15 protein-coding genes are annotated in these 19,020 nt (G+C 72.8%); 8 read left to right on the top strand and 7 right to left on the bottom strand.

What is annotated here, in order from left to right:
* Positions 1–35: 35 nt before the first annotated feature.
* Both EES41_RS25190 and pyk read left to right on the top strand, forming a co-directional pair.
* Complete coding sequence (locus EES41_RS25190; RefSeq protein ID WP_123080422.1) at positions 36–1,238, top strand: acetate kinase; 1,203 nt, start codon at positions 36–38, stop codon at positions 1,236–1,238.
* Between the two features lie 63 nt (positions 1,239–1,301).
* A complete protein-coding gene (gene pyk / locus EES41_RS25185; RefSeq protein WP_123080421.1) occupies positions 1,302–2,735 on the top strand; it encodes a pyruvate kinase in 1,434 nt (477 codons plus the stop codon).
* A gap of 40 nt (positions 2,736–2,775) precedes the next feature.
* Here pyk and EES41_RS25180 read toward each other — a convergent pair whose 3' ends face one another.
* The 4 genes from EES41_RS25180 to EES41_RS25160 all read right to left on the bottom strand — a co-directional run bounded on the left by EES41_RS25180 (position 2,776) and on the right by EES41_RS25160 (position 7,120).
* The gene (locus EES41_RS25180) at positions 2,776–4,173 is read right to left on the bottom strand and encodes a hypothetical protein (protein WP_123080420.1); all 1,398 of its coding nucleotides are present in this window, start codon (positions 4,171–4,173) and stop codon (positions 2,776–2,778) included.
* Entirely contained in the window at positions 4,163–4,753 is a 591-nt protein-coding gene (locus tag EES41_RS25175; protein WP_174261733.1) for a DUF6114 domain-containing protein, read from the bottom strand. Before EES41_RS25175 ends, EES41_RS25180 begins: the two co-directional genes overlap by 11 nt.
* A gap of 115 nt (positions 4,754–4,868) precedes the next feature.
* Positions 4,869–5,507: a DUF6230 family protein gene (locus EES41_RS25170; RefSeq protein ID WP_073798313.1), complete on the bottom strand. Its 639-nt coding sequence runs from the start codon at positions 5,505–5,507 to the stop codon at positions 4,869–4,871.
* Between the two features lie 614 nt (positions 5,508–6,121).
* Positions 6,122–7,120 carry a tetratricopeptide repeat protein gene (locus tag EES41_RS25160; RefSeq protein ID WP_123080418.1) on the bottom strand — a complete coding sequence of 333 codons (999 nt, stop codon included), beginning with the start codon at positions 7,118–7,120 and terminating at the stop codon, positions 6,122–6,124.
* Positions 7,121–7,423: 303 nt separating this feature from the next.
* Between EES41_RS25160 and EES41_RS25155 the strand changes: the two genes are divergently transcribed.
* Positions 7,424–8,062 carry a TetR/AcrR family transcriptional regulator gene (locus EES41_RS25155; protein ID WP_086025369.1) on the top strand — a complete coding sequence of 213 codons (639 nt, stop codon included), beginning with the start codon at positions 7,424–7,426 and terminating at the stop codon, positions 8,060–8,062.
* Positions 8,063–8,246: 184 nt separating this feature from the next.
* On the top strand, positions 8,247–11,735 hold the full coding sequence (locus EES41_RS43150) for an AfsR/SARP family transcriptional regulator (protein ID WP_254211563.1): 3,489 nt from the start codon (positions 8,247–8,249) through the stop codon (positions 11,733–11,735).
* 22 nt (positions 11,736–11,757) lie between these two features.
* On the opposite strand, the gene EES41_RS43870 is transcribed toward EES41_RS43150, so the two are convergent.
* The 3 genes from EES41_RS43870 to proB all read right to left on the bottom strand — a co-directional run bounded on the left by EES41_RS43870 (position 11,758) and on the right by proB (position 14,033).
* Positions 11,758–11,889 carry a hypothetical protein gene (locus EES41_RS43870; RefSeq protein WP_284681945.1) on the bottom strand — a complete coding sequence of 44 codons (132 nt, stop codon included), beginning with the start codon at positions 11,887–11,889 and terminating at the stop codon, positions 11,758–11,760.
* Positions 11,890–12,045: 156 nt separating this feature from the next.
* Entirely contained in the window at positions 12,046–12,855 is an 810-nt protein-coding gene (gene proC / locus EES41_RS25135; RefSeq protein WP_123080417.1) for a pyrroline-5-carboxylate reductase, read from the bottom strand.
* 35 nt (positions 12,856–12,890) lie between these two features.
* A complete protein-coding gene (gene proB / locus EES41_RS25130) occupies positions 12,891–14,033 on the bottom strand; it encodes a glutamate 5-kinase (protein WP_123080416.1) in 1,143 nt (380 codons plus the stop codon).
* 287 nt (positions 14,034–14,320) lie between these two features.
* On the opposite strand from proB, the gene EES41_RS25125 reads away from it, so the two are divergent.
* The 4 genes from EES41_RS25125 to EES41_RS25110 are packed head-to-tail and all read left to right on the top strand — an operon-like array spanning position 14,321 to position 19,018.
* A complete protein-coding gene (locus EES41_RS25125) occupies positions 14,321–15,358 on the top strand; it encodes a pyridoxal-phosphate dependent enzyme (RefSeq protein WP_123080415.1) in 1,038 nt (345 codons plus the stop codon).
* Positions 15,359–15,406: 48 nt separating this feature from the next.
* The gene (locus tag EES41_RS25120; protein ID WP_123080414.1) at positions 15,407–16,621 is read left to right on the top strand and encodes an acetyl-CoA carboxylase biotin carboxylase subunit family protein; all 1,215 of its coding nucleotides are present in this window, start codon (positions 15,407–15,409) and stop codon (positions 16,619–16,621) included.
* A complete protein-coding gene (locus EES41_RS25115; protein ID WP_123080413.1) occupies positions 16,618–17,847 on the top strand; it encodes an MFS transporter in 1,230 nt (409 codons plus the stop codon). Before EES41_RS25120 ends, EES41_RS25115 begins: the two co-directional genes overlap by 4 nt.
* The gene (locus EES41_RS25110; RefSeq protein WP_123080412.1) at positions 17,840–19,018 is read left to right on the top strand and encodes an ATP-grasp domain-containing protein; all 1,179 of its coding nucleotides are present in this window, start codon (positions 17,840–17,842) and stop codon (positions 19,016–19,018) included. The genes EES41_RS25115 and EES41_RS25110 overlap by 8 nt, the downstream gene beginning before the upstream one ends.
* Positions 19,019–19,020: the final 2 nt, after the last annotated feature.

Here is a 19,020-nt window from a genome sequence, read left to right as displayed (position 1 = left end):
CCCCCGGCCACACCCCCGAGAAGGAAAGACCCATCGTGACCGCATCGCGCGTACTCGTCCTCAACTCCGGCTCCTCGTCGGTGAAGTACCAGCTGCTCGACATGGCGGACGCGTCCCGTCTGGCCGTCGGCCTGGTGGAGCGCATCGGGGAGGAGACCTCCCGCCTGGTGCACGAGACGCCGGGCGAGGGCGGCGGGCGCGAGCGGCTCGGCCCGATCGCCGACCACGAGGCCGCGCTCAAGGCGGTCGCGGCGGAGCTGGCGGCCGACGGGCTGGGCCTGGACTCCCCCGAGCTGGCCGCGGTGGGACACCGGGTGGTGCACGGCGGGACCCGGTTCACCCGGCCGACGGTCGTCACCGACGAGGTGCTCGCGGAGATCCGGAACCTGATCCCGCTGGCCCCGCTGCACAACCCGGCGAACGTGACCGGCATCGAGGTGGCCCGTACGCTGCGCGCGGACCTGCCGCAGGTCGCGGTCTTCGACACGGCGTTCCACTCGACGATGCCGGAGTACGTGGCGCGGTACGCGATCGACGCCGCGACGGCGCAGAAGTACGCCATCCGGCGGTACGGCTTCCACGGCACCTCCCACGCGTACGTCTCCCGCGCGACGGCGGCGCTGCTGGGCCGGCCGGAGGCGGAGGTGAACGTGATCGTGCTGCACCTGGGCAACGGCGCCTCCGCGTCGGCGGTGCGGGGCGGGGTGTGCGTGGAGACCTCGATGGGGCTGACCCCGCTGGAGGGGCTGGTGATGGGCACCCGGTCGGGCGATCTGGATCCGGCGGTCGTCTTCCACCTGGCGCGGGTGGGGGGCCTCTCAGTGGATGAGATCGATTCGCTCCTGAACAAGAAGAGCGGTCTGCTGGGCATGTGCGGCGACAACGACATGCGCGAGGTACTGCGGCGCGCGGGCGAGGGAGACGAGGCGGCGACGGTCGCCTTCGACGCGTACATCCACCGCCTGAAGAAGTACATCGGCGCCTACACGGCGGTCCTGGGCCGGGTGGACGCGGTGGTGTTCACGGCCGGGGTCGGCGAGAACGCCCACCAGGTACGGGCCGCCGCCGTGGCCGGGCTGGCCGGGCTGGGCCTGGAGCTGGACGCGGAGGCGAACGGGGTGCGCTCGCCGCGGCCGCGGCTGATCTCGCCGCCGGACGCCCGCGTCGCGGTGGCCGTGGTGCCCACGGACGAGGAACTGGAGATCGCGACGCAGGCCTACGCGCTGGTTACCCGGTAGTCACTTTGGACTTTCCGCCAGACGGAATATTCCGCTACGAAACAAACCGATAGGATCCGCTCCATGCGCCGTTCCAAAATCGTCTGCACGCTGGGCCCCGCCGTCGACTCGTATGAGCAGCTGAAAGCGCTCATCGAGGCAGGTATGAACGTGGCCCGATTCAACTTCAGCCACGGGTCCCAGGCAGAACACCAGGAGCGGTACGACCGCGTCCGGAAGGTCTCCGAGGACACCGGGCGCGCCGTCGGCGTCCTCGCCGACCTCCAGGGTCCGAAGATCCGTCTGGAGACCTTCGCCGAGGGTCCCGTCGAGCTGGTGCGCGGTGACGAGTTCACCATCACCACCGAGGACGTCCCGGGCGACAAGTCCATCTGCGGCACCACCTACAAGGGCCTGCCGGGTGACGTCACCAAGGGCGACCAGATCCTGATCAACGACGGCAACGTCGAGCTGCGGGTGACCGGGGTCGAGGGCCCGCGGGTGCGGACCATCGTCATCGAGGGCGGTGTCATCTCGGACCACAAGGGCATCAACCTGCCCGGCGCGGCCGTGAACGTCCCCGCCCTGTCGGAGAAGGACGTCGACGACCTCCGCTTCGCCCTGCGGATGGGCTGCGACATGGTCGCCCTGTCCTTCGTCCGCGACGCCAACGACGTCAAGGACGTCCACAAGGTCATGGACGAGGAGGGCCGCCGGGTCCCCGTCATCGCCAAGGTGGAGAAGCCGCAGGCCGTCGAGAACATGGCGGCCGTCGTCGCCGCGTTCGACGCGGTCATGGTGGCCCGCGGCGACCTGGCCGTCGAGTATCCGCTCGAAAAGGTCCCGATGGTCCAGAAGCGGCTCATCGAGATGTGCCGCCGCAACGCCAAGCCGGTGATCGTCGCGACCCAGATGATGGAGTCGATGATCACCAACTCCCGCCCGACGCGCGCGGAGGCCTCCGACGTCGCCAACGCGATCCTGGACGGGGCCGACGCGGTCATGCTGTCGGCCGAGTCCTCGGTCGGCGCCTACCCGATCGAGACCGTCAAGACGATGTCGAAGATCGTCATGGCGGCCGAGGAGGAGCTGCTCGCCAAGGGCCTCCAGCCGCTGGTCCCGGGCAAGAAGCCCCGTACCCAGGGCGGCTCCGTCGCCCGCGCGGCCTGCGAGATCGCGGACTTCCTCGACGGCAAGGCGCTCATCGCCTTCACCCAGTCCGGGGACACGGCCCGCCGCCTGTCGCGCTACCGCGCCTCGCAGGAGATCCTGGCCTTCACCACGGACGTCAACACCCGCAACCAGCTCACGCTGAGCTGGGGCGTCGAGTCGTACGTCGTCCCGCACGTGGACACCACGGACGCGATGGTCGACCTGGTGGACGGCGAGCTGCTCAAGCTGGGCCGCTACGACCAGGGCGACACCATGGTCATCACCGCCGGCTCGCCCCCCGGCGTCCCGGGCACGACCAACATGGTCCGCGTCCACCACCTGGGCGGCGACACCCCCCAGGCCTGACCGGCACCTGCCGCCCTCGGTGCGTCGTGCTCGCGGCGGGTTACTCCGGCGGGCCGATGTAGTTCTTGAGGCCCGGAACCGTGAGGGTGCCGCCGAACTGGCCGGCCTGGACGACCTTGACGTTCGTGAAGAACGCGAACGGGACGTTCAGGGGCGGCGGGCTGTTCGGGGTGAACTCGATCGGGATCAGACCGAAGAGGTTCCCCTTGAGGCTCTCGGTGTACATCGTCACCGTGCCGCCGCGGATCTTGGACGTGGAGCCAGGGCGGGACTTCAGGTGGGCGACGTTCCCGCTCTTGCCGACCGTCTGGTAGAGGTCCTTGATGTCCAGCGAGTCCGCGGTGAACTTGAGGACCTTCTTGACCTTGCCGCCCGCCGTCTTCACCTCGACGATGCCCTCGTAGTCGAGGCCGTAGAGGGTCAGCAGCGAGCTGTCGAGGTACCACGGCTCGTCCGGGAGGAGCGGGATCCCCGCCTCCAGTTCGGCGTCGGCGAGTGCCTTGGCGTCGTACGTCGGACAGGGGAAGGGTTCCTTCCCGTCCGCGTCCTTCGTGGCCTCGTCCTTGGCGTCCTTGGCGTCCTTGGCGTCCTTGGCGTCCTTGGCGTCCTTGGCCTTGTCGGCCTTATCCGCCTTGTCGGCCTTGTCCTGGTCCGCCTTGGTGTCCTTGGGCTTCGACGCGGCGCCCTTGTCGGCGCCCTTGCCCGTCTCGTCCTTCGGGGTCGCGGCGGTGTCCTTGACCTCCTTGGACAGCTCCGAGACCGGGACGCCCGCCTTCTTCGCCGCTTCGCGGATCGCGTCCGCCGCCGGGTCCTTGGCGGCGGTGGTGGACGGCGCGGGCGCCGGGGTCGCCGGTGCCTTCGCGTCCCCGAGGGGCTTGCCGAGCTCGTCGACGAGGCCCTTGACCTTGTCGCCCAGCCCCAGCGGGTCCAGCGGGTTCGCCGGCTTGGCGGCCGACGTCGAGGCCGACGGGGCCGGTGACGTCTGCTTCGCGGCCGGCGGCGGGTCGGCCGGCTTTGCGGCCGGCTTGGACGCCGAGGCGCTCGCGGACGGCTTCGGCGCCGACGGGCTCACGCCCGGCTTCGGCTTCGAGGCGGACGCGCTCGGCGAGGGGGTCGCGCCGGGCGACGCGCTCGCACTCGCACTCGGCGAAGGCGACGTGGAGGGCGACGGGGACGCGGACTCCGCGGGCTCGTCCGACCGCGTCACGCACGGGCCGGGCGCGAAGGGGATCTCCTTGTCGTCGGCCACGGCCAGCTTCGGGGCCATGCCCATCCCGACGAAGACCGCGGTCGGCATGGCGGCCAGCGCCATCGTCTTGCCGACGGGTATCTGGATCTTGTTCAGCAGCGATTTCCTGGGCGCCGCGTGCCGCGGGCCCTTTCTGTCGCGGGACTCTGCGCCTGGGGCCACACCCCGCTGCGTCTCGTCACCCCGCACTGTTCCTCCCGCCATCGGCGTGGGCAGTCGTCTCGCTCGCGTGTGCCGTCTCCGAGTCACGGGGGGCCGGGACGCCGTGGAGGCCGCCCGCCATCGCATCGGCCTTGCCCATGCCGACCACGGGTTCCGTCGCCGTCGGCGCCATCGCCGTCGCCTCCGCCGGGTCGGCGGGCTTGCCGGGGACCCACGACAGGGCCAGGGCGCCGCCGACCATGGCGAACGCGAACCCGACGAAGAATCCGCCCAGGTTCGACACCGGCAGCGACACCAGCGCGAGCAGGATCGAGGCGACTCCCGCGAAGACGCGGATGGCCTGCTGGAACCAGAGCGCCACACCCAGTACGGCCAGCAGCACGCCGATGATCAGCGAACCGGAGCCGGCCGTCGTGGCCATGGCGAGGGTGACGTTGCCCAGCCGGAGGTCCGCGTACGGGTAGTACGCGATCGGGAAACCACCGCAGATCATGAACAGGCCTGCCCAGAAGGGGCGGCGGCCGCGCCAGGCGTAGAAGTGGTAATACGCCACGGTGAGCAGGGCGTCATCGGAGCGGCGAACGTAGACCGGGGCCTGGTGGTTCATGGACTACAGCTCCCTGGAAACGGTGGTACGGAAAACTCGGGTGGAGCCCGGACGGGCGGGCGGAGACGGCCGCTGCCGCCCCCGTCCCGCCCTTCCGGTCACACCTCGGGACGGATTACTTCTCGTCCTGGTAGCACGGCTGGTCGCCGCCGAGCAGGCGCAGCTTGAGGTCGGGCAGCTTGAACGTACCCGCCGTCGTCGCCCACGCCTTCTGGCGCACGTTCGACAGAATCGCCTTGTCGGCGCGCTGGGAGAACGCGTACGGGCTCGCGACCGTACCGGCCTGCGGCTTGGTCTTGTGGCTCGCGTCGCCCACGGCGACACCGATGTCGAGGTTCTTGAACTCGGCGTCGGTGTCGAGCTCGGCAACATCCAGGTAGATGTTGTCGGCGACGGCCGGCTTGCCCTTGTGGCCCGTCCGCAGCTGCAGCGTGATGTTGCCCAGCGGAGTCGGGGTCACCAGCGACTGGCACATGTTGGTGATCTCGGCGTGGCTGAACCCGGAGATGGTGACCGGGTGGTGCGCCGCGTTGCCCTTGAGGTCGTGACCCTCGGCAATGCCGCCGTACTGGATGAGGTTGTCACCGTCGAGCTTGTCGGCCGAGACCTTGAAGTCCTGGCCGGAGACGCTGAAGGACGCCGCGAGGGCACCCTGCGCCAGACCCACACCGACCGCGGCGGTGGCCGCGATGCTCGGCACCATGACGAGCGCGAAGCGCTTCCATCTGGTCCCGCCACGAACCTGAGAACTCATTTTCGTTCCTCCTTCTCGGACGTACATCTCCGGTCCGGGCCGTACCCGTCCTGGGATGGGAGAAGTGCTACGTCCTCGGGAAGGAGCGCAGGCGGCCGAGCCGCGGCGCACAGCCGCGTCCGGTACACCGGCGATCACCCCCGAGCGACAACCACTGGGCCACGCGTTCGCGCAACCTGGAGGGACAGGCCCTGCCGGTGCGGCAGAGACCCCCCTGTCCCACGGCCGGTGCCAGAAACTGCCACCCGCCGGCTCGGTGGGGACCCTCCACCGCGGCTCCGGATGAGCGGCTCCGCGGGAAGGACCGAGCGTCGCCGATCGTGGTCCATTCCAGGCCGGGGCACAAGGGGGTTCGTTACTGGCGGGTAACGGGTGGATAACCGGAGTACGACCCACTGCCGCCGGGCGGCGACACAGGGTGTCACCCAGGGCCACGACAGAACGGGGGAAGAGTGAACCAACCGGACAGTTCACTTGGTTGGGCTTACTCGCAGTAACAGCGGCCGCGATTGCCAAGTTTTGGCAAAACGCGGCCGCTGTTTACCAGCGTGTCAATAAATCGCCGGTGCTCCACCGGCCACCCGGACCCTTCCGGATCCGGGCCGGGCCGGGAGCTAGAACAGGACGCGGGCGAGCGCGGTGCGCGCCGCCGACACCCGGGGGTCGTCCGCCCCGATGACTTCGAACAGCTCCAGCAGGCGCACCCGTACGGCGTCCCGCTCGTCGCCCGCCGTCACCCTGACGGTGTCGACGAGGCGGCCGAAGGCGTCCTCCACGTGCCCGCCGACCAGGTCCAGGTCGGCCGCGGCGATCTGCGCCTGCGGATCGCGCGGGTTGGCGGCGGCCGCCTCGCGCACCGCCTGCGGGTTCACGTGCTGCACCCGGGAGAGCAACTCGGCCTGGGCCAGGCCCAGCTTCGCCTCCATGTTCGCCGGGTCATCGGCGAGTACGTTCTTGTACGCCTGCACCGCGCCGCCGAGGTCACCGGCGTCCAGCGCGACGACGGCCGCCTCCAGCAGCGCGTCGTACGGACCGGCCGGGGGCGCGGCCGCGCCCGCGGCGGCGGGGGCGCCTTCGGCACCGGGGTCGACCTGGAGGCCGATGAGGCCGAAGCGCTCCTCGGCGACCTGGACCAGCTGGGCGAGGGTCTCGCGGATCTGCTGCTCGGGCACCACGCCCTGGAACAGCGGCAGCACCTGGCCGGCGACCACGGCGAAGACCGCCGGGATGCCCTGGATGCCGAACTGCTGCATCAGCATCTGGTTGGCGTCGACGTCGATCTTCGCGAGGACGACGCGGCCGGCGGCCTCGACGGTCAGCCGCTCCAGCAGCGGGCTGAGCTGCTTGCACGGCTCGCACCACTCGGCCCAGAAGTCGAGGACGACCGGGACCTCGTTGGAGAGCTGGAGTACGTCGCGTTCGAAGCCGGCCTCGTCGACGTCGATGACGAGCGCGGAGGGCGGCACGGCGCCGGCGGCCGCGGCGTCGGCGCCGCTCCCGCCCTGCCGGGCCGATTCGGCCCGCGCCTGCTCGGCCTTCGCCTTGGCCTCGCCGGCCGCCTTCACAGCGGCGAGGTCGACGACGCCGCTCATGGACATGTTTCTGGGCTGCATGCGTACATCCTCCCCCGTGTGCGCGCGCCGACGAAAAGGATCGCGCGAAATACGCGCGATCCGGCCCCACCCCTGTCGTGCCGGCCATGCCGGTCCCACCGGCTCGGCCGTCCTGCTGGTCCTACTGTTCTTGCCCTGATGTCTGCGGCGCCGGGTCCCCACCTGGCACCAGTAGCCTTCGCGTGGTTGTCGCTCTTTCGCTACGAGCCGTAGCGTAACTCCCCTCAGGCTCCGGCGCCCCGTGATCTGAACCACAGCGTCAGGGCCCGGGGCGGTTCCCTACCGGCGGGTATGGTCACCGCCATGCGCAACCCCAGCCCCGGCATCAGCCCCCCGCCCGGCCGCACCGGCCGCCCCCGCAGCGCCGCTGCGGACGCGGCGATCCTGGCCGCCACCCGGGACGCGCTGGTCGAGCTGGGCTGGTCGAAGCTGACGATGGGCGACGTGTCGGCGCGGGCGGGGGTCGCGAAGACCACCCTGTACCGGCGCTGGGCGGGCAAGAACGAGCTCGTCGTGGACGCGGTCGCGGAGCTCTTCGACGCCCTCGAACTGCCCGACCGGGGCTCCCTCGAAGCGGACATCGAGTACGTGGTCCTCCAGTTCGCGGAACTGCTGCGGCGCCCGGAGGCCCGTACGGCCCTGATGGCGGTGGTCGCGGAGTCCACCCGGGACGAGGCGCTGCGCGACCGGATCCGGTCGGCGATCGTGGACCGGCAGAAACGTCTCGTCGTACTGGGGCGCGAACGGGCGCAGGCCCGCGGCGAACTCCCCTACGAGGAGGACGAGTCCCTCACCGGCGACACCACCGACCTGATCTTCGACGTGATCGCGGGCACGGTGGTGCACCGGGCGCTGGTGAGCTCCGAGCCGGTGGACGGGCTGTGGGTGGCCACCTTCACGGCGCTCCTGATGCACGGCCTCCAGGGCGGGCCGCCGGCCTGAATCCGCCGGTCGGCGACCGGCGGCGCGGCCGGGGCTCCAGGAACGCATCACTCCATGTTTGCCTGGGCAGTTGGGCCGCCGCCGCCTCGTTTTCGGGGCCTGCCGCGGCCACGGGGAGCTGGTATACGATCACGCTTCGTCAAGGCCCCCCGTCGAGGGCCGGCGCGAACCCGGTGAGGCAACCATGAGCGATCATCGCCCCGCAGACGTGCACTTCGCCGTCCTCGGCTCGCTCGAAGTCCGCGCGGGAGGCACCCGGATCCGGCTCGGCGGACCGATCTCGGAGCGGGTGCTCGCGACGCTGCTCCTCGACCCCGGCCGGGTGATGCCCATCGGCCGCCTCGTCGAGGCCGCCTGGGACGACGAGCCGCCCGCCACCGCCGCGCACCAGGTCCGCAAGGCCGTCGCCGATCTGCGCCAGCGCATTCCGGACGGCGGCCGGCTGATCGTCACCGAGGGGGCCGGTTACCGGGTGGCCGTCGCCCCGGAGCGGCTCGACCTCAGCCTGTTCGCGCTGCGGCTGCGGCAGGCCCGGGCGGCGCTGGACGCCGGGCGGCCGCTGGACGTGGCGCGGGAACTGCGGGCCGCCCTCGACCTGTGGCGCGGCCCGGTGCTGTCGGGGAGCGGCGGCACGGCGATCGCCTCGGCCTCGGCGGTGCTGGAGGAACGCCGGCTGACCGCCGTCGAACAGCTCATCGAGATCAGGCTCGCGCTCGGCGAGTCCGGGGAACTCGTCGGAGACCTGCGGGAACTGATAGCCGCCCACCCGCTGCGGGAGGCGCCGCGCGGCCAGTTGATGCTCGCGCTGTACCGGTCGGGCCGCCAGGCGGAGGCCCTGGCGGAGTTCGGCCGGGTCCGGGAGCTGCTGGTCGAGGAACTCGGCATCGACCCGGGCCCCCGGCTCACCCGCCTGTACGAGGCGATCCTCCGCGACAGCCCCGAACTGGCGCCCCCGGAACCCCCCGCGCCCCGGCGCCCCGCCACGGCCTGGGCCGAGCCGGACGGTACCGGGGCCATGGCCGGAACCCGCCCGGGGGGCGCCGTCGCCTCCGGCTGGACGGGCGGCGGTACCGGTCCCGGCCCCGGGGCGCCGGACGGACCCGGGGCCGGGGCCGGAGCCGCGAACGCGGCCGGGCCCGGCGGCGGGGCGTGGGCCGGACCCGGGGGCGGGGCCGGGAACACAGCCGGGGGCGGGGCCTGGAACGGAGCGGCGGCCGGAGCGGCGGCGGGACCCTCGGCCGGGGGCGAGCGGGTGGCGCCGCCGGTGACCGAGGTGCCGCGGACGCTGCCCAACGACCTGACCGGGTTCACCGGGCGGGAGCGGGAGCTGGGCCGCCTGCTGGAGCGGGCCGCCGCTCCGGCCGACGGGGCCACCCGGATCGTCGCCGTCGACGGCATGGGCGGCAGCGGCAAGACCGCCCTCGCGATCCGGGCCGCGCACCGGCTGGCCGACGCCTATCCGGACGGGCAGCTCTACATCGACCTGCGCGGGTTCACCCCCGGCGAGCAGCCCCGGCTGCCGCTGAGCGTCCTCGGCGCACTGCTGCGCAGCCTCGGCGTGCCGGGCGAGCGGCTGCCCGAGGAGGCCGACAGCCGCAGCTGCATGTGGCGGGGCATGCTGGCCGAGCGCCGGATGCTGATCGTCCTGGACAACGCCGCCGATGTCGCGCAGGTGCGGCCGCTGCTCCCGGCGTCGTCGAACTCCCTCGTCCTGATCACCAGCCGGACCCGCATGGTCGAACTCGACGGCTGCGACTGGATGTCGGTCGGGGTGATGTCCCCGCCGGACAGCCGGGCGCTGGTCAGGGAGGCGCTCGGCCGGTCCCGGACGGAGCGGGAGCCGGAGGCCGTCGAGGCGCTGGCGGAGCTGTGCGGGCACCTGCCGCTGGCGCTGCGGATCGCGACCGCCCGGCTGCGCAACCGGCCGCGCTGGACGGTGCGCCACCTGGTGGACCGGCTCGCGGACGGGACCCGCAGGCTGGACGAGCTGAGGTCGGGCGAGCGCAGCGTCGAGGCGACGCTCCGGCTGTCCTACCGGGCGATGCGGAAGGAACACCGGGACGCGTTCCGGCTGTTGGGGCTGCACCCCGGCGCGGAGATCGACGTGCATTCGGCGGCGGCGCTGCTGGGGTGCGGGGTGCGGGAGGCCGAGGACGTCCTGGAGCACCTGCTGGACGTCCACCTGGTCGGGCAGCACGAGATCGGCCGGTACGCCTTCCACGACCTGGTGCGGAGCTTCGCCCAGAGCCCGCGCGACGCCGGAGACGCCGGAGACGCCGGAGACGCCGGAGACGCCGGAGACGCCGGAGACGCCGGAGACGCCGGAGACGCCGGAGACGCCGGGAACGCCGGGAACGCCGGGAACGCTGGAGACGAGGCGGTGGAGACGGCGGCCACCGGGCGGCTGCTGGACCACTTCTTCGCGGTGACCGAGGAGGCCTGCCGGTTCCTGTACCCGGGGCGCGACGCCGTCGACGTCCCGTTCGCCCGGCCGGCCGGCGGCCTCCCGCCGATCGGGAGCGCGGGCGAGGCGGAGGCGTACTTCGACCGGGAGTACGTGACGCTGCTGGCGGCCGTGGCACGCGCCCAGGAGCGGGGGTTCTCCGCGCACGCCGTCCACCTGGCCCGGAACCTGGTGTTCCATCTGAATGCCCGCAGCTACCTGTCGGAGTACGCGCAGGCCGCGGACCTGGCGGTGGCGGCGGCCCGCCGGATCGGCGACCCGGCGCAGCTGCGGCTGAGCCTGTCGAACCAGGCCGTCTCCCGCGCCAAACTCGGCCGGTTCCGCGAGGGGATCGCCGCCGCGTCGGAGGCCCTGGACCTCGCGGTGTCCCTCGGCGACCGGCACGGCGAGGCGTACTGCCGCGACCTGCTCGGCATGCTGCACAGTTGCCTCGGCCACCTCTCGGCCGGGCGGAGCCACCTGGAGCGGGCGGTCGAGCTGTACCGGGAGGCCGGGAGCAACCGGCAGGAGACGTACGCCCTGTGCAACCTCAGCTCGGTGTACACCTGGCTCGGGCGCCACCGGGAGGCTGCCTCGGCCGCCGAGCGCGCGGTGGCCATCAGCCGCCGCCTCGGCGCCCGCAACGAGGAGATATCCGCGCTGAACGACCTGGCGATCGCCCGGCTGGCGACGCGGGACCACTCCGCGGCCCGGTCCGCCGCCGAGCAGGCGCTGGAGCTGAGCGACGAGTCCCGGATGCCGGAGAACCTGGCGCTGACGCTCGCGCTGGCGGCGGACGCCTCCCTGCACCTGGGCCGGACCCGGCAGGCCGTGGCCCACGCCGACCGGGCGTACGGGCTGATCCGGGCCAAGGGGACGGCGCTGCGGCAGGCCGTGGTGGAGAACATCCTCGGCGACGTCCACTGCCGGCGCGGGGAGTTCGACCGGGCGCTCGCCCTCCACGAGAGCGCCTATGAGCTCGCGGCGGCCATCGAGTACCGCATCGAGGCGGCCCGCGCGCTGCGGGGGATGTCGGCGGCCCTGGCGGCGACGGGACGGACGGGGCGGGCGGAGATCCTGCGCCGGTGCGCGGACGACGTCATGGAGAGCATGCGCGTACCGGTGGACCGGCGGCCTCCGGCCCCTGGGGCGGCACGGCCCGCCGCACTGCCCGCTCGGCCGCCCGCCGCGCCGGGCCCCGCCGCGGACCCCGCGCCGGCTTCGGCGTAGGGGTGGGGTCGGGGACCGGGCGTCAGCGGGGGCTGACGGCGGGGCCGACCTCGATCGCCCGGACCTCGGCGCCGGACGGCCGCGGCACGGCAGCGGTCCCGAGGACCAGGGCGGCGGTGAGGACCCCTACGCAAGCGACGAACTTGCTGCGCATGATGACTCCCTCTGTGCGGTGTGGTGTGGAGTGCGCCGGGGCGGTGTGCCGCCCCGACACGGGAAACTCTGGCCGGACGCGTTCCCGAACCGTTCCCGAACCAATACCGGCGGCCGCGGCGGCGCCCGGGCTGGGGCCTGTCCTTCGGATCGGGCCCTAGCCGGAGGAGGCGCTCAGTTCCCGGCTGCGGTCGCGGGCGGCCTCGATGGCCGCCATCAGCGCGGCGCGCACGCCGTGCCGCTCCAGCTCCCGCATCGCGCTGACCGTCGTACCGGCCGGCGAGGTGACGGCCTCGCGGAGGCGGACCGGGTGCTCCGCGGTGTCGCGGAGCATCACCGCGCCGCCGACGGCGCTGCGCACGACGAGCTCGTGGGCCTGGTCCCGGGGCAGTCCGAGCAGCACGCCCGCGTCGGTCATCGCCTCGACGAGGAAGTAGAAGTACGCCGGTCCCGAGCCCGACAGGGCGGTCGCCGCGTCCTGCTGGGACTCCGGCACCACCAGGGTGTGGCCGACGCTGCGGAAGATCGCGCCGGCCCGGTCCACGTGGTACGGCGAGGCGTGGGCGCCGCCGGAGAGGACGGTCATGCCCTCGTCGACCAGGACCGCGGTGTTGGGCATGGCCCGGACCACCGGGGTGCCGGCCGGGAGCCGCTCCTCGAAGAAGCCGGTGGTGAGCCCGGCCGCCACGCTGACCAGCAGCGTGGCGGGGGTGAGCGCCGGGGCTATCTCCGCCAGCAGCGCGCCCGTGTCCTGCGGCTTCACCGCGAGGACGAGGACGTCGGCCCAGGAGGCGGCTTCCTGGTTGTCCACCACGGGGACTCCGTGGCGGGCCTCCAGCGCGGCCGCGTGCTCCTTGCGGCGGCTGGTCGCCCGCAGTCCGGACGCGGGCCAGCCGGACCGCAGCAGACCGCCGAGGAGGGCCTCGCCCATCTTGCCCGTGCCGAGCACGGCGACATCGCACGTCATGTGCTGCTCCTTCTCTCTCACCGTCGGATCGCCGGTCATGCCGGCCCCGTCCCCACCTGGTCGTGGGGCGCGAACAGCGCCACGTCGTCCGCGCCGACGACCTCGAAGTACGCCGAGGCCCCGGGTCCGTCCGTCACCGGCACTCCGGCGAGCAGCCGGATCAGGTCGCCGGCCGCCTGCCGGGCCAGACCGCGCGCGACCGCACCGCCGGAGCCGTCCACGAGGTCCACCGGGTCGCCCACCGCGAACTGCCCCTCGACGGCGGTGACCCCGCCGCACAGGACGGGCCGGCGGTGTTCCCGTACGTCCTGGACCGTCCCGGCGTCGATGGTGATCCGGCCGCGCGGGGCGGTGGCGTGGGCCAGCCAGAACAGCTGCTCCGCGGGGCGCTGGCGGGCGGCGTGGAAGTACGTACCGGTCCGTCCGCCCGCCAGGGCCTCCCGCGCGTTCCACGCGGCGGCCAGCACGACGGGGACCCCGGCGCCCGCGGCGGTCGTCGCCGCCTGGACCTTGGCGGCCATGCCGCCGGTGCCGACGCCCGAGCGGCCGGGGGCGGACGTACGGATGCCCGCGAGGTCGGCGGGGCCGCGGACCTCGGCGACGGGGCTGCTCCCGGCGGCGAGCGGGTCGCCGTCGTAGAGCGCCTCCACGTCGGAGAGCAGGACGAGCAGGTCGGCGCCGATCAGTTCGGCGACCAGCGCGGCGAGGCGGTCGTTGTCCCCGAAGCGGACCTCGTGGGTGGCGACGACGTCGTTCTCGTTCACGACGGGCACGATCCCCATCTGCATGAGCTTCTTCAGGGTGCGCCGGGCGTTGTGGTAGTGGTCGCGGCGGGTGATGTCGTCGGCGGTGAGCAGGACTTGGCCGACCTGGATGCCGTACCGGCCGAACTGGGCGCCGTAGCGGGCCATGAGCAGCCCCTGGCCGACGCTGGCGGCAGCCTGCTGGCCGGACAGTTCGGTGGGCCGGGCCGCCAGGCCCAGCGGGGCGAGCCCCGCGGCGACGGCGCCCGAGGAGACGAGCACGACGTTCTTGCCCCGCGCGCACAGTGCGGCGAGGACCTCGACGAGGGCGTCGAGCCGGTGCGGGTCGAGCCGGCCGGACTCCGAGGTGAGGGAGGACGAGCCGATCTTCACCACGATCCGGTGGGCCCCGGCGACGTCCTTGCGGCCGGTCATGCGCCGGCGCGTTCGGTGTCGGGGGCGGCGGGCGTCCGGGGCGTCCGGGGCGGCCGCGGGTCCGCGGGGAGAACGACGGGCTGAGACAAGGCGAGGTCCTTAGGGATTCCGGCGAAAACGGCACGGACGGCACGGACGGCAGCACCGACGACCGCCCGTCGATTTACGCATCCGGCCTTCCCGGATTCTTCCCGAACGGCCCGGGAACCGACCGGGAACGGTTCGGTATCGGCCTGACCTAGATTCCATCCGGTCGACGCCCGTGAACCACACGAGAAAGGGGCGCTATGTACTCGTCATTCGCCGAGAAGATGTCGAAACCGGATCTGATAGACCTGGGCGACGGAATCTACGTCCTGCGGTTCGAGGTCATGAAGGTGACGTCGGTCTACTCGGCGGTCAAGGACCTGCTGGCCCGCGGGGTGATCCGCCCGGGCCAGACCCTCGTGGACAGCTCCAGCGGCATCTACGGGCACGCGCTCGCCCTGGTCTGCCGCGAACTGGGGCTGAAATGCCATGTCTTCGCCTCGGTGGCGGTCGACGACTCGATCAGGACCCAGCTCAAGTACCTCGGCGCCACGTACGACCAGGTCGCGGGCGGGACGGGCAGCCTCCAGCACGACCAGGAGGTCCGCGTCCGGCTCGTCCACGACTACCTGCGGCGCAACCCGGACGCGTACTGGATGCGGCAGTACCACGACGACGTGCACTACGTCGGCTACGAGCACGTCGCGAACATGCTGCTCAAGGAGCTGGGTTCGGCCGAGATGACGCTGGTCGGCGGGGTCGGCACCGGCTCGTCGACCAGTGCGATGAGCCGCTACCTGCGGGCCGGGTGCCCGAACGTGCGGGTCGCCGGCATCCAGCCGTTCGGCAGCCGCTCCTTCGGCGCGGAGGGCTTCCCCCTCGACGGGTTCATCATCGCCGGGATCGGCAGCGGGATCCGCTTCGACAACATCGACTACAGCGCCTACGACGACGTCCACTGGCTGGACTTCGACGTGTCGGCGGCGGGCTGCCGCCACCTGCTCTCCAGCACCGGCGTCTTCGCCGGACTGTCGGCCGGCGCCGGCTGGCAGGCCGCCCGGTACATCCGCCGGGCGCGCCCCGACGCCGGTCCCGTCGTGTTCATGGCCGCCGATCCGGGACACCGCTACGTCCAGCAGGTCTTCCCGCCCGACGGGCCGGTGGCCGAGGACCCCGATTACCGCCCGGTGGTCATCACCGGACTCGACCAGATGACCGGACCCTGGTGCACGATGAATTGGGGCCGAAGACATTTCAGCGTGCAGGACGATCTGCCGGTGCTTTCCCTCCAGGGCTGAGCGGTTCTTTCTCTTTCTTCTCCCCGCACACGACAAAGGGCCACACCCATGACCAATGTCGCCATCATCAATTACGGCGCCCAGCACGATTACGCGGCCATGCTGCACGAGCTGGCCGACGGCGTCCACGTGTTCAGCCACAACCCCCTGGCCCGGCACGAGGGACTCGCCTCCTACGAACACGTGGTGGACTGCGAGTTCGTCCCGTACGCCGAGCTGCGGATCCGGCAGCTGGCCGAGGCCGAGCCGTTCGCGTACGTCATCACCGACAACGAGTACGACCTGGAGCGGGTCGCGCGCATCCGCGAGGACCTCGGCGTCCCCGGCCAGTCCTCGGCCAGCGCCACCTCCTTCCGCGACAAGGTCGTCATGAAGGACACCGCGAGCGGTACGGTCGGGACGCCGCGCTACGCCCGGCTGCGGACGATCGTCGACCTGACGGACTTCATCGGGGCGAACGGCTACCCCGTCGTCGTCAAGCCGGTGGGCCAGGGCGGCTCCCGCGACATCACCGTGCTGCGCGACGAGGACGAGCTGATCGCCTTCAGCCGCCGCCACTGGCGCGAGGACCTGATGGCCGAGGAGTTCATCGACGGCGAGATCTACCACGTCGACGCGATCCTGGCCCCCGGCTACCGGTTCGTGGCCTCCTCGCGGTACCTGCGCGACTGTCTCGGCGTCATCTCGGGCCAGAACAACGGCTCGTTGCAGCTGGACCCGCGCGACAAGCTGGCCCGGCGGCTGGAGGAGTTCCTCGACCGCGTCCTCGACGCGTTCGACACCCCGGAGGTCGGCGCGTACCACCTGGAGGTGTTCCGCACCCGCGACGACGAGTTCCTGCTGTGCGAGATCGCCTCGCGCGTCGGCGGCTCCCGGATCCCCGCCCTGACCCGGCTGACGTACGGCCTGGACCTGCACGCCACCTGGCTGCGGCTGTCGTGCGGCCTGCCCGTGGAGCCCGCGCCGACGGCCGTGCCGGCCGAGGTGCGCGGCTCGATCGCCGTCGTCCCGCAGGGCCGCCCGGTGCGTGCGCCGCGGTCGCTGCCGTTCGAGTGGGTCGACCAGTACCAGGTCAACGAGCAGCTCGCGCTGGGCGCGGTGCCGCAGAACAGCACCTCCCACCTGTGCTTCGCCCTGGTGCGCGGGGCGAGCACCGCCGAGGTGGAGAGCCGGCTGCTAGAGGCCGAGGCCTGGATCCTCGGCAACCTCGTCGAGGTCCCCGGGGACGACGCCGCCGAGCCCGGCCGGATTCCCGCGCCGTGAACGGGTGGCGCGGGGCGTCGCCGACCGCGCGCCTCCTCCTCGTGGCCGTGCTCCTGACCGGCCTGACCACCTTCATGTTCCTGCCGCTGCTGGCCATCGAGCTGACGGCGCAGGGCATACCGGCGGGCCGGACCGGGTTCCTGGTGGGCCTGCTGGCCTTCTCCAGCCAGGCGTTCTCGCTGCTGAGCGGGCTGCTGGTGGACCGGCTGGGCCCCCGCCGGGTGATGGCGGCCGGGTTCCTGCTGCGGATCGCGGGCTACGTACTGCTCGGGCTCGGCGGGGCCGGCCGGCCGGCCCCGCTCGTGGCCGGGATCGTGGCGGTCGGCGTCGGCGGCTCGATGCTGGGCCTGTCGACCAAGACCCTGCTGGTGTCGCAGGAGGGCTCCGACCCGCGCACGATGCTCGCGCTGCGCTCCACCTTCGTGAACATCGGCGTCGTGGTCGGGCCCGCGCTGGGGGCGCTGGTGTACCCGCTCGGGTTCCGCTACATCCTGGCGGCGTGCGTGCTCTCGCACCTCGTCCTCGGCATCGGCCTGGTGTCCGGGCGGACGGCGGCCGCGGTCCCGGGGCGTACGGCGGCGAAGCCCACCGGCCCGGGCACCGCGCCGGACGCCGCGCCGGACGCCGCCGGCGGCGGGCCCGGGGACGTCACGCGCCGGACCCTGTTGCGCCACTGGGCGCCGCTGGCCGCGCTGGGCGTCGCGTACTGGGCCATCTACAGCCAGCTCAACGTCCTGCTCCCGATCGCCGCCAACGAGCTGACCGGCAGCACCGCCGCGATCTCGGTGGTCTTCACCGCCAACGGCCTGCTCGTCGTGCTGTTCCAGTACACGCTGCTGAGCCGCGTCCTCCGCCGCGCCACCGCGCGCACCCTGCTGGCCCTCGGCTTCCTCGCGTTCGCCTGCGCCTACGCCGTGCTCATCCCGCTCGCCGGGTGGTACTCGCTGCTGGCGTTCGTCCTGCCGGTGACGCTGGCCGAGATGCTGATCGGCCCCAGCCTCGACGAGCAGGCCGTGAACGCCACCGCGCTGCGCCGCACCGGGCTCGCGCTCGGCACCATGAGCGCCGCCGGCGCCCTGGGCAGCCTGCTCGGCTCCAGTCTGGGCGGCCAGCTGCTCCAGGCCTCGCGGGGCGGCAGCCGGGCCTGGGTGCTGCTCGTCGGGTGTTCGCTCGCCGCCGCGGCGATCTGTCTCCTCCTACCGAAAGTGCGTACGCGCCATGCCTGAAACCCGACCGACCGTCGTCCTCCTCAACCCCCGCGAGCACGTCATCGCCGCGGCGCAGCGGCTCGGCGCGGCGTTGGTGATCGTGTCCGACCCCGGGGCCCCGCTGCCCGCGGACCTGCCCGTCGTCCCCATCGAGTCCGAGTGGATCTCCGACCCCGAGGACCTGATCGGGCAGCTCGGCAAGCTCGAACTGGCCGCGCCGGTCAGCTGTTTCGGCTTCGGCGAGCTCGGCTGCGCGGTCTCCGCGGTGGTCAACGAGCGGCTGGGCTGGCCGGGCAACCCGCCCGGTTCGCTGGTCGCGTTCAAGGACAAGGCGAAGCTGCGGGCCGCCGTCGGCGACCGGGCCGGGAAGCCGGTCGCGTACCGGACCTGCGCCGAGAAGGAGGAGATCCTGCCCGCCGTCGAGCTGATCGGCTACCCGTGCGTGGTCAAGCCGGTCGACGGCACCGGAAGCGCCGGAGTGCGCTACCTGGCCGGGCCGCAGGAGGCCGAACGGTACGTGGCCGAGCTGGACTTCCTTACCCCGTACGTGGTCGAGGAGTTCCTGGTCGGCACCGAGTACAGCGTGGAGGCGATGAGTTCCTCCACCGGCCACCGGGTGCTGGCCATCACGGAGAAGATGACCACCGGCGCCCCCGGGTTCGTCGAGACCGGGCACACCCTGCCCGTCCGGCTCGACCCGGGCGCCGAGGCCGCCATCGGGGCGCTGGTCGCCGCGACCCTGGACGCGGCGGGCTACCGTACGGGCCCCTCGCACACCGAGGTCATGCTGACGGCCGACGGTCCGCGCCTCATCGAGTCGCACGGGCGCCCCGGCGGCGACCGGATCAGCGACATGCTGGACCTCGCGCTCGGCGAGGACGTCTTCGAGCAGGCCATGGCCGACGCCCTGGGCCTGCCCGTCGCCGACGCCCCGACCCGCGACCGGGTCGCCGGGATCCGCTACGTCACCTTCGGCCGGACGACCCCGGTCCAGGACATCAGCACCGAGCTGGTCGGCTCGCTGCCCGGCGTCACCGAGGTCGTGGTCAGCGTCCCGGCGGGGCAGCTGCCCCCGGAGGTGCTCAGGTCCCGGGACCGGCACGGGTTCGTCGTCGCCGTCGGCGCGGACCGCGAGGAGCTGGAGAGCCACCTCGACGTCGCGGTGCGCACGCTCACCGCCGGCCGCTGACC

Origin of the sequence: Streptomyces sp. ADI95-16, assembly GCF_003721495.1 — a bacterium.
Classification (GTDB): Bacteria; Actinomycetota; Actinomycetes; order Streptomycetales; family Streptomycetaceae; genus Streptomyces; species Streptomyces goshikiensis.
Note: the sequence above shows the minus strand (reverse complement) of the source record. Positions and strands in the feature narration are given on the sequence as shown.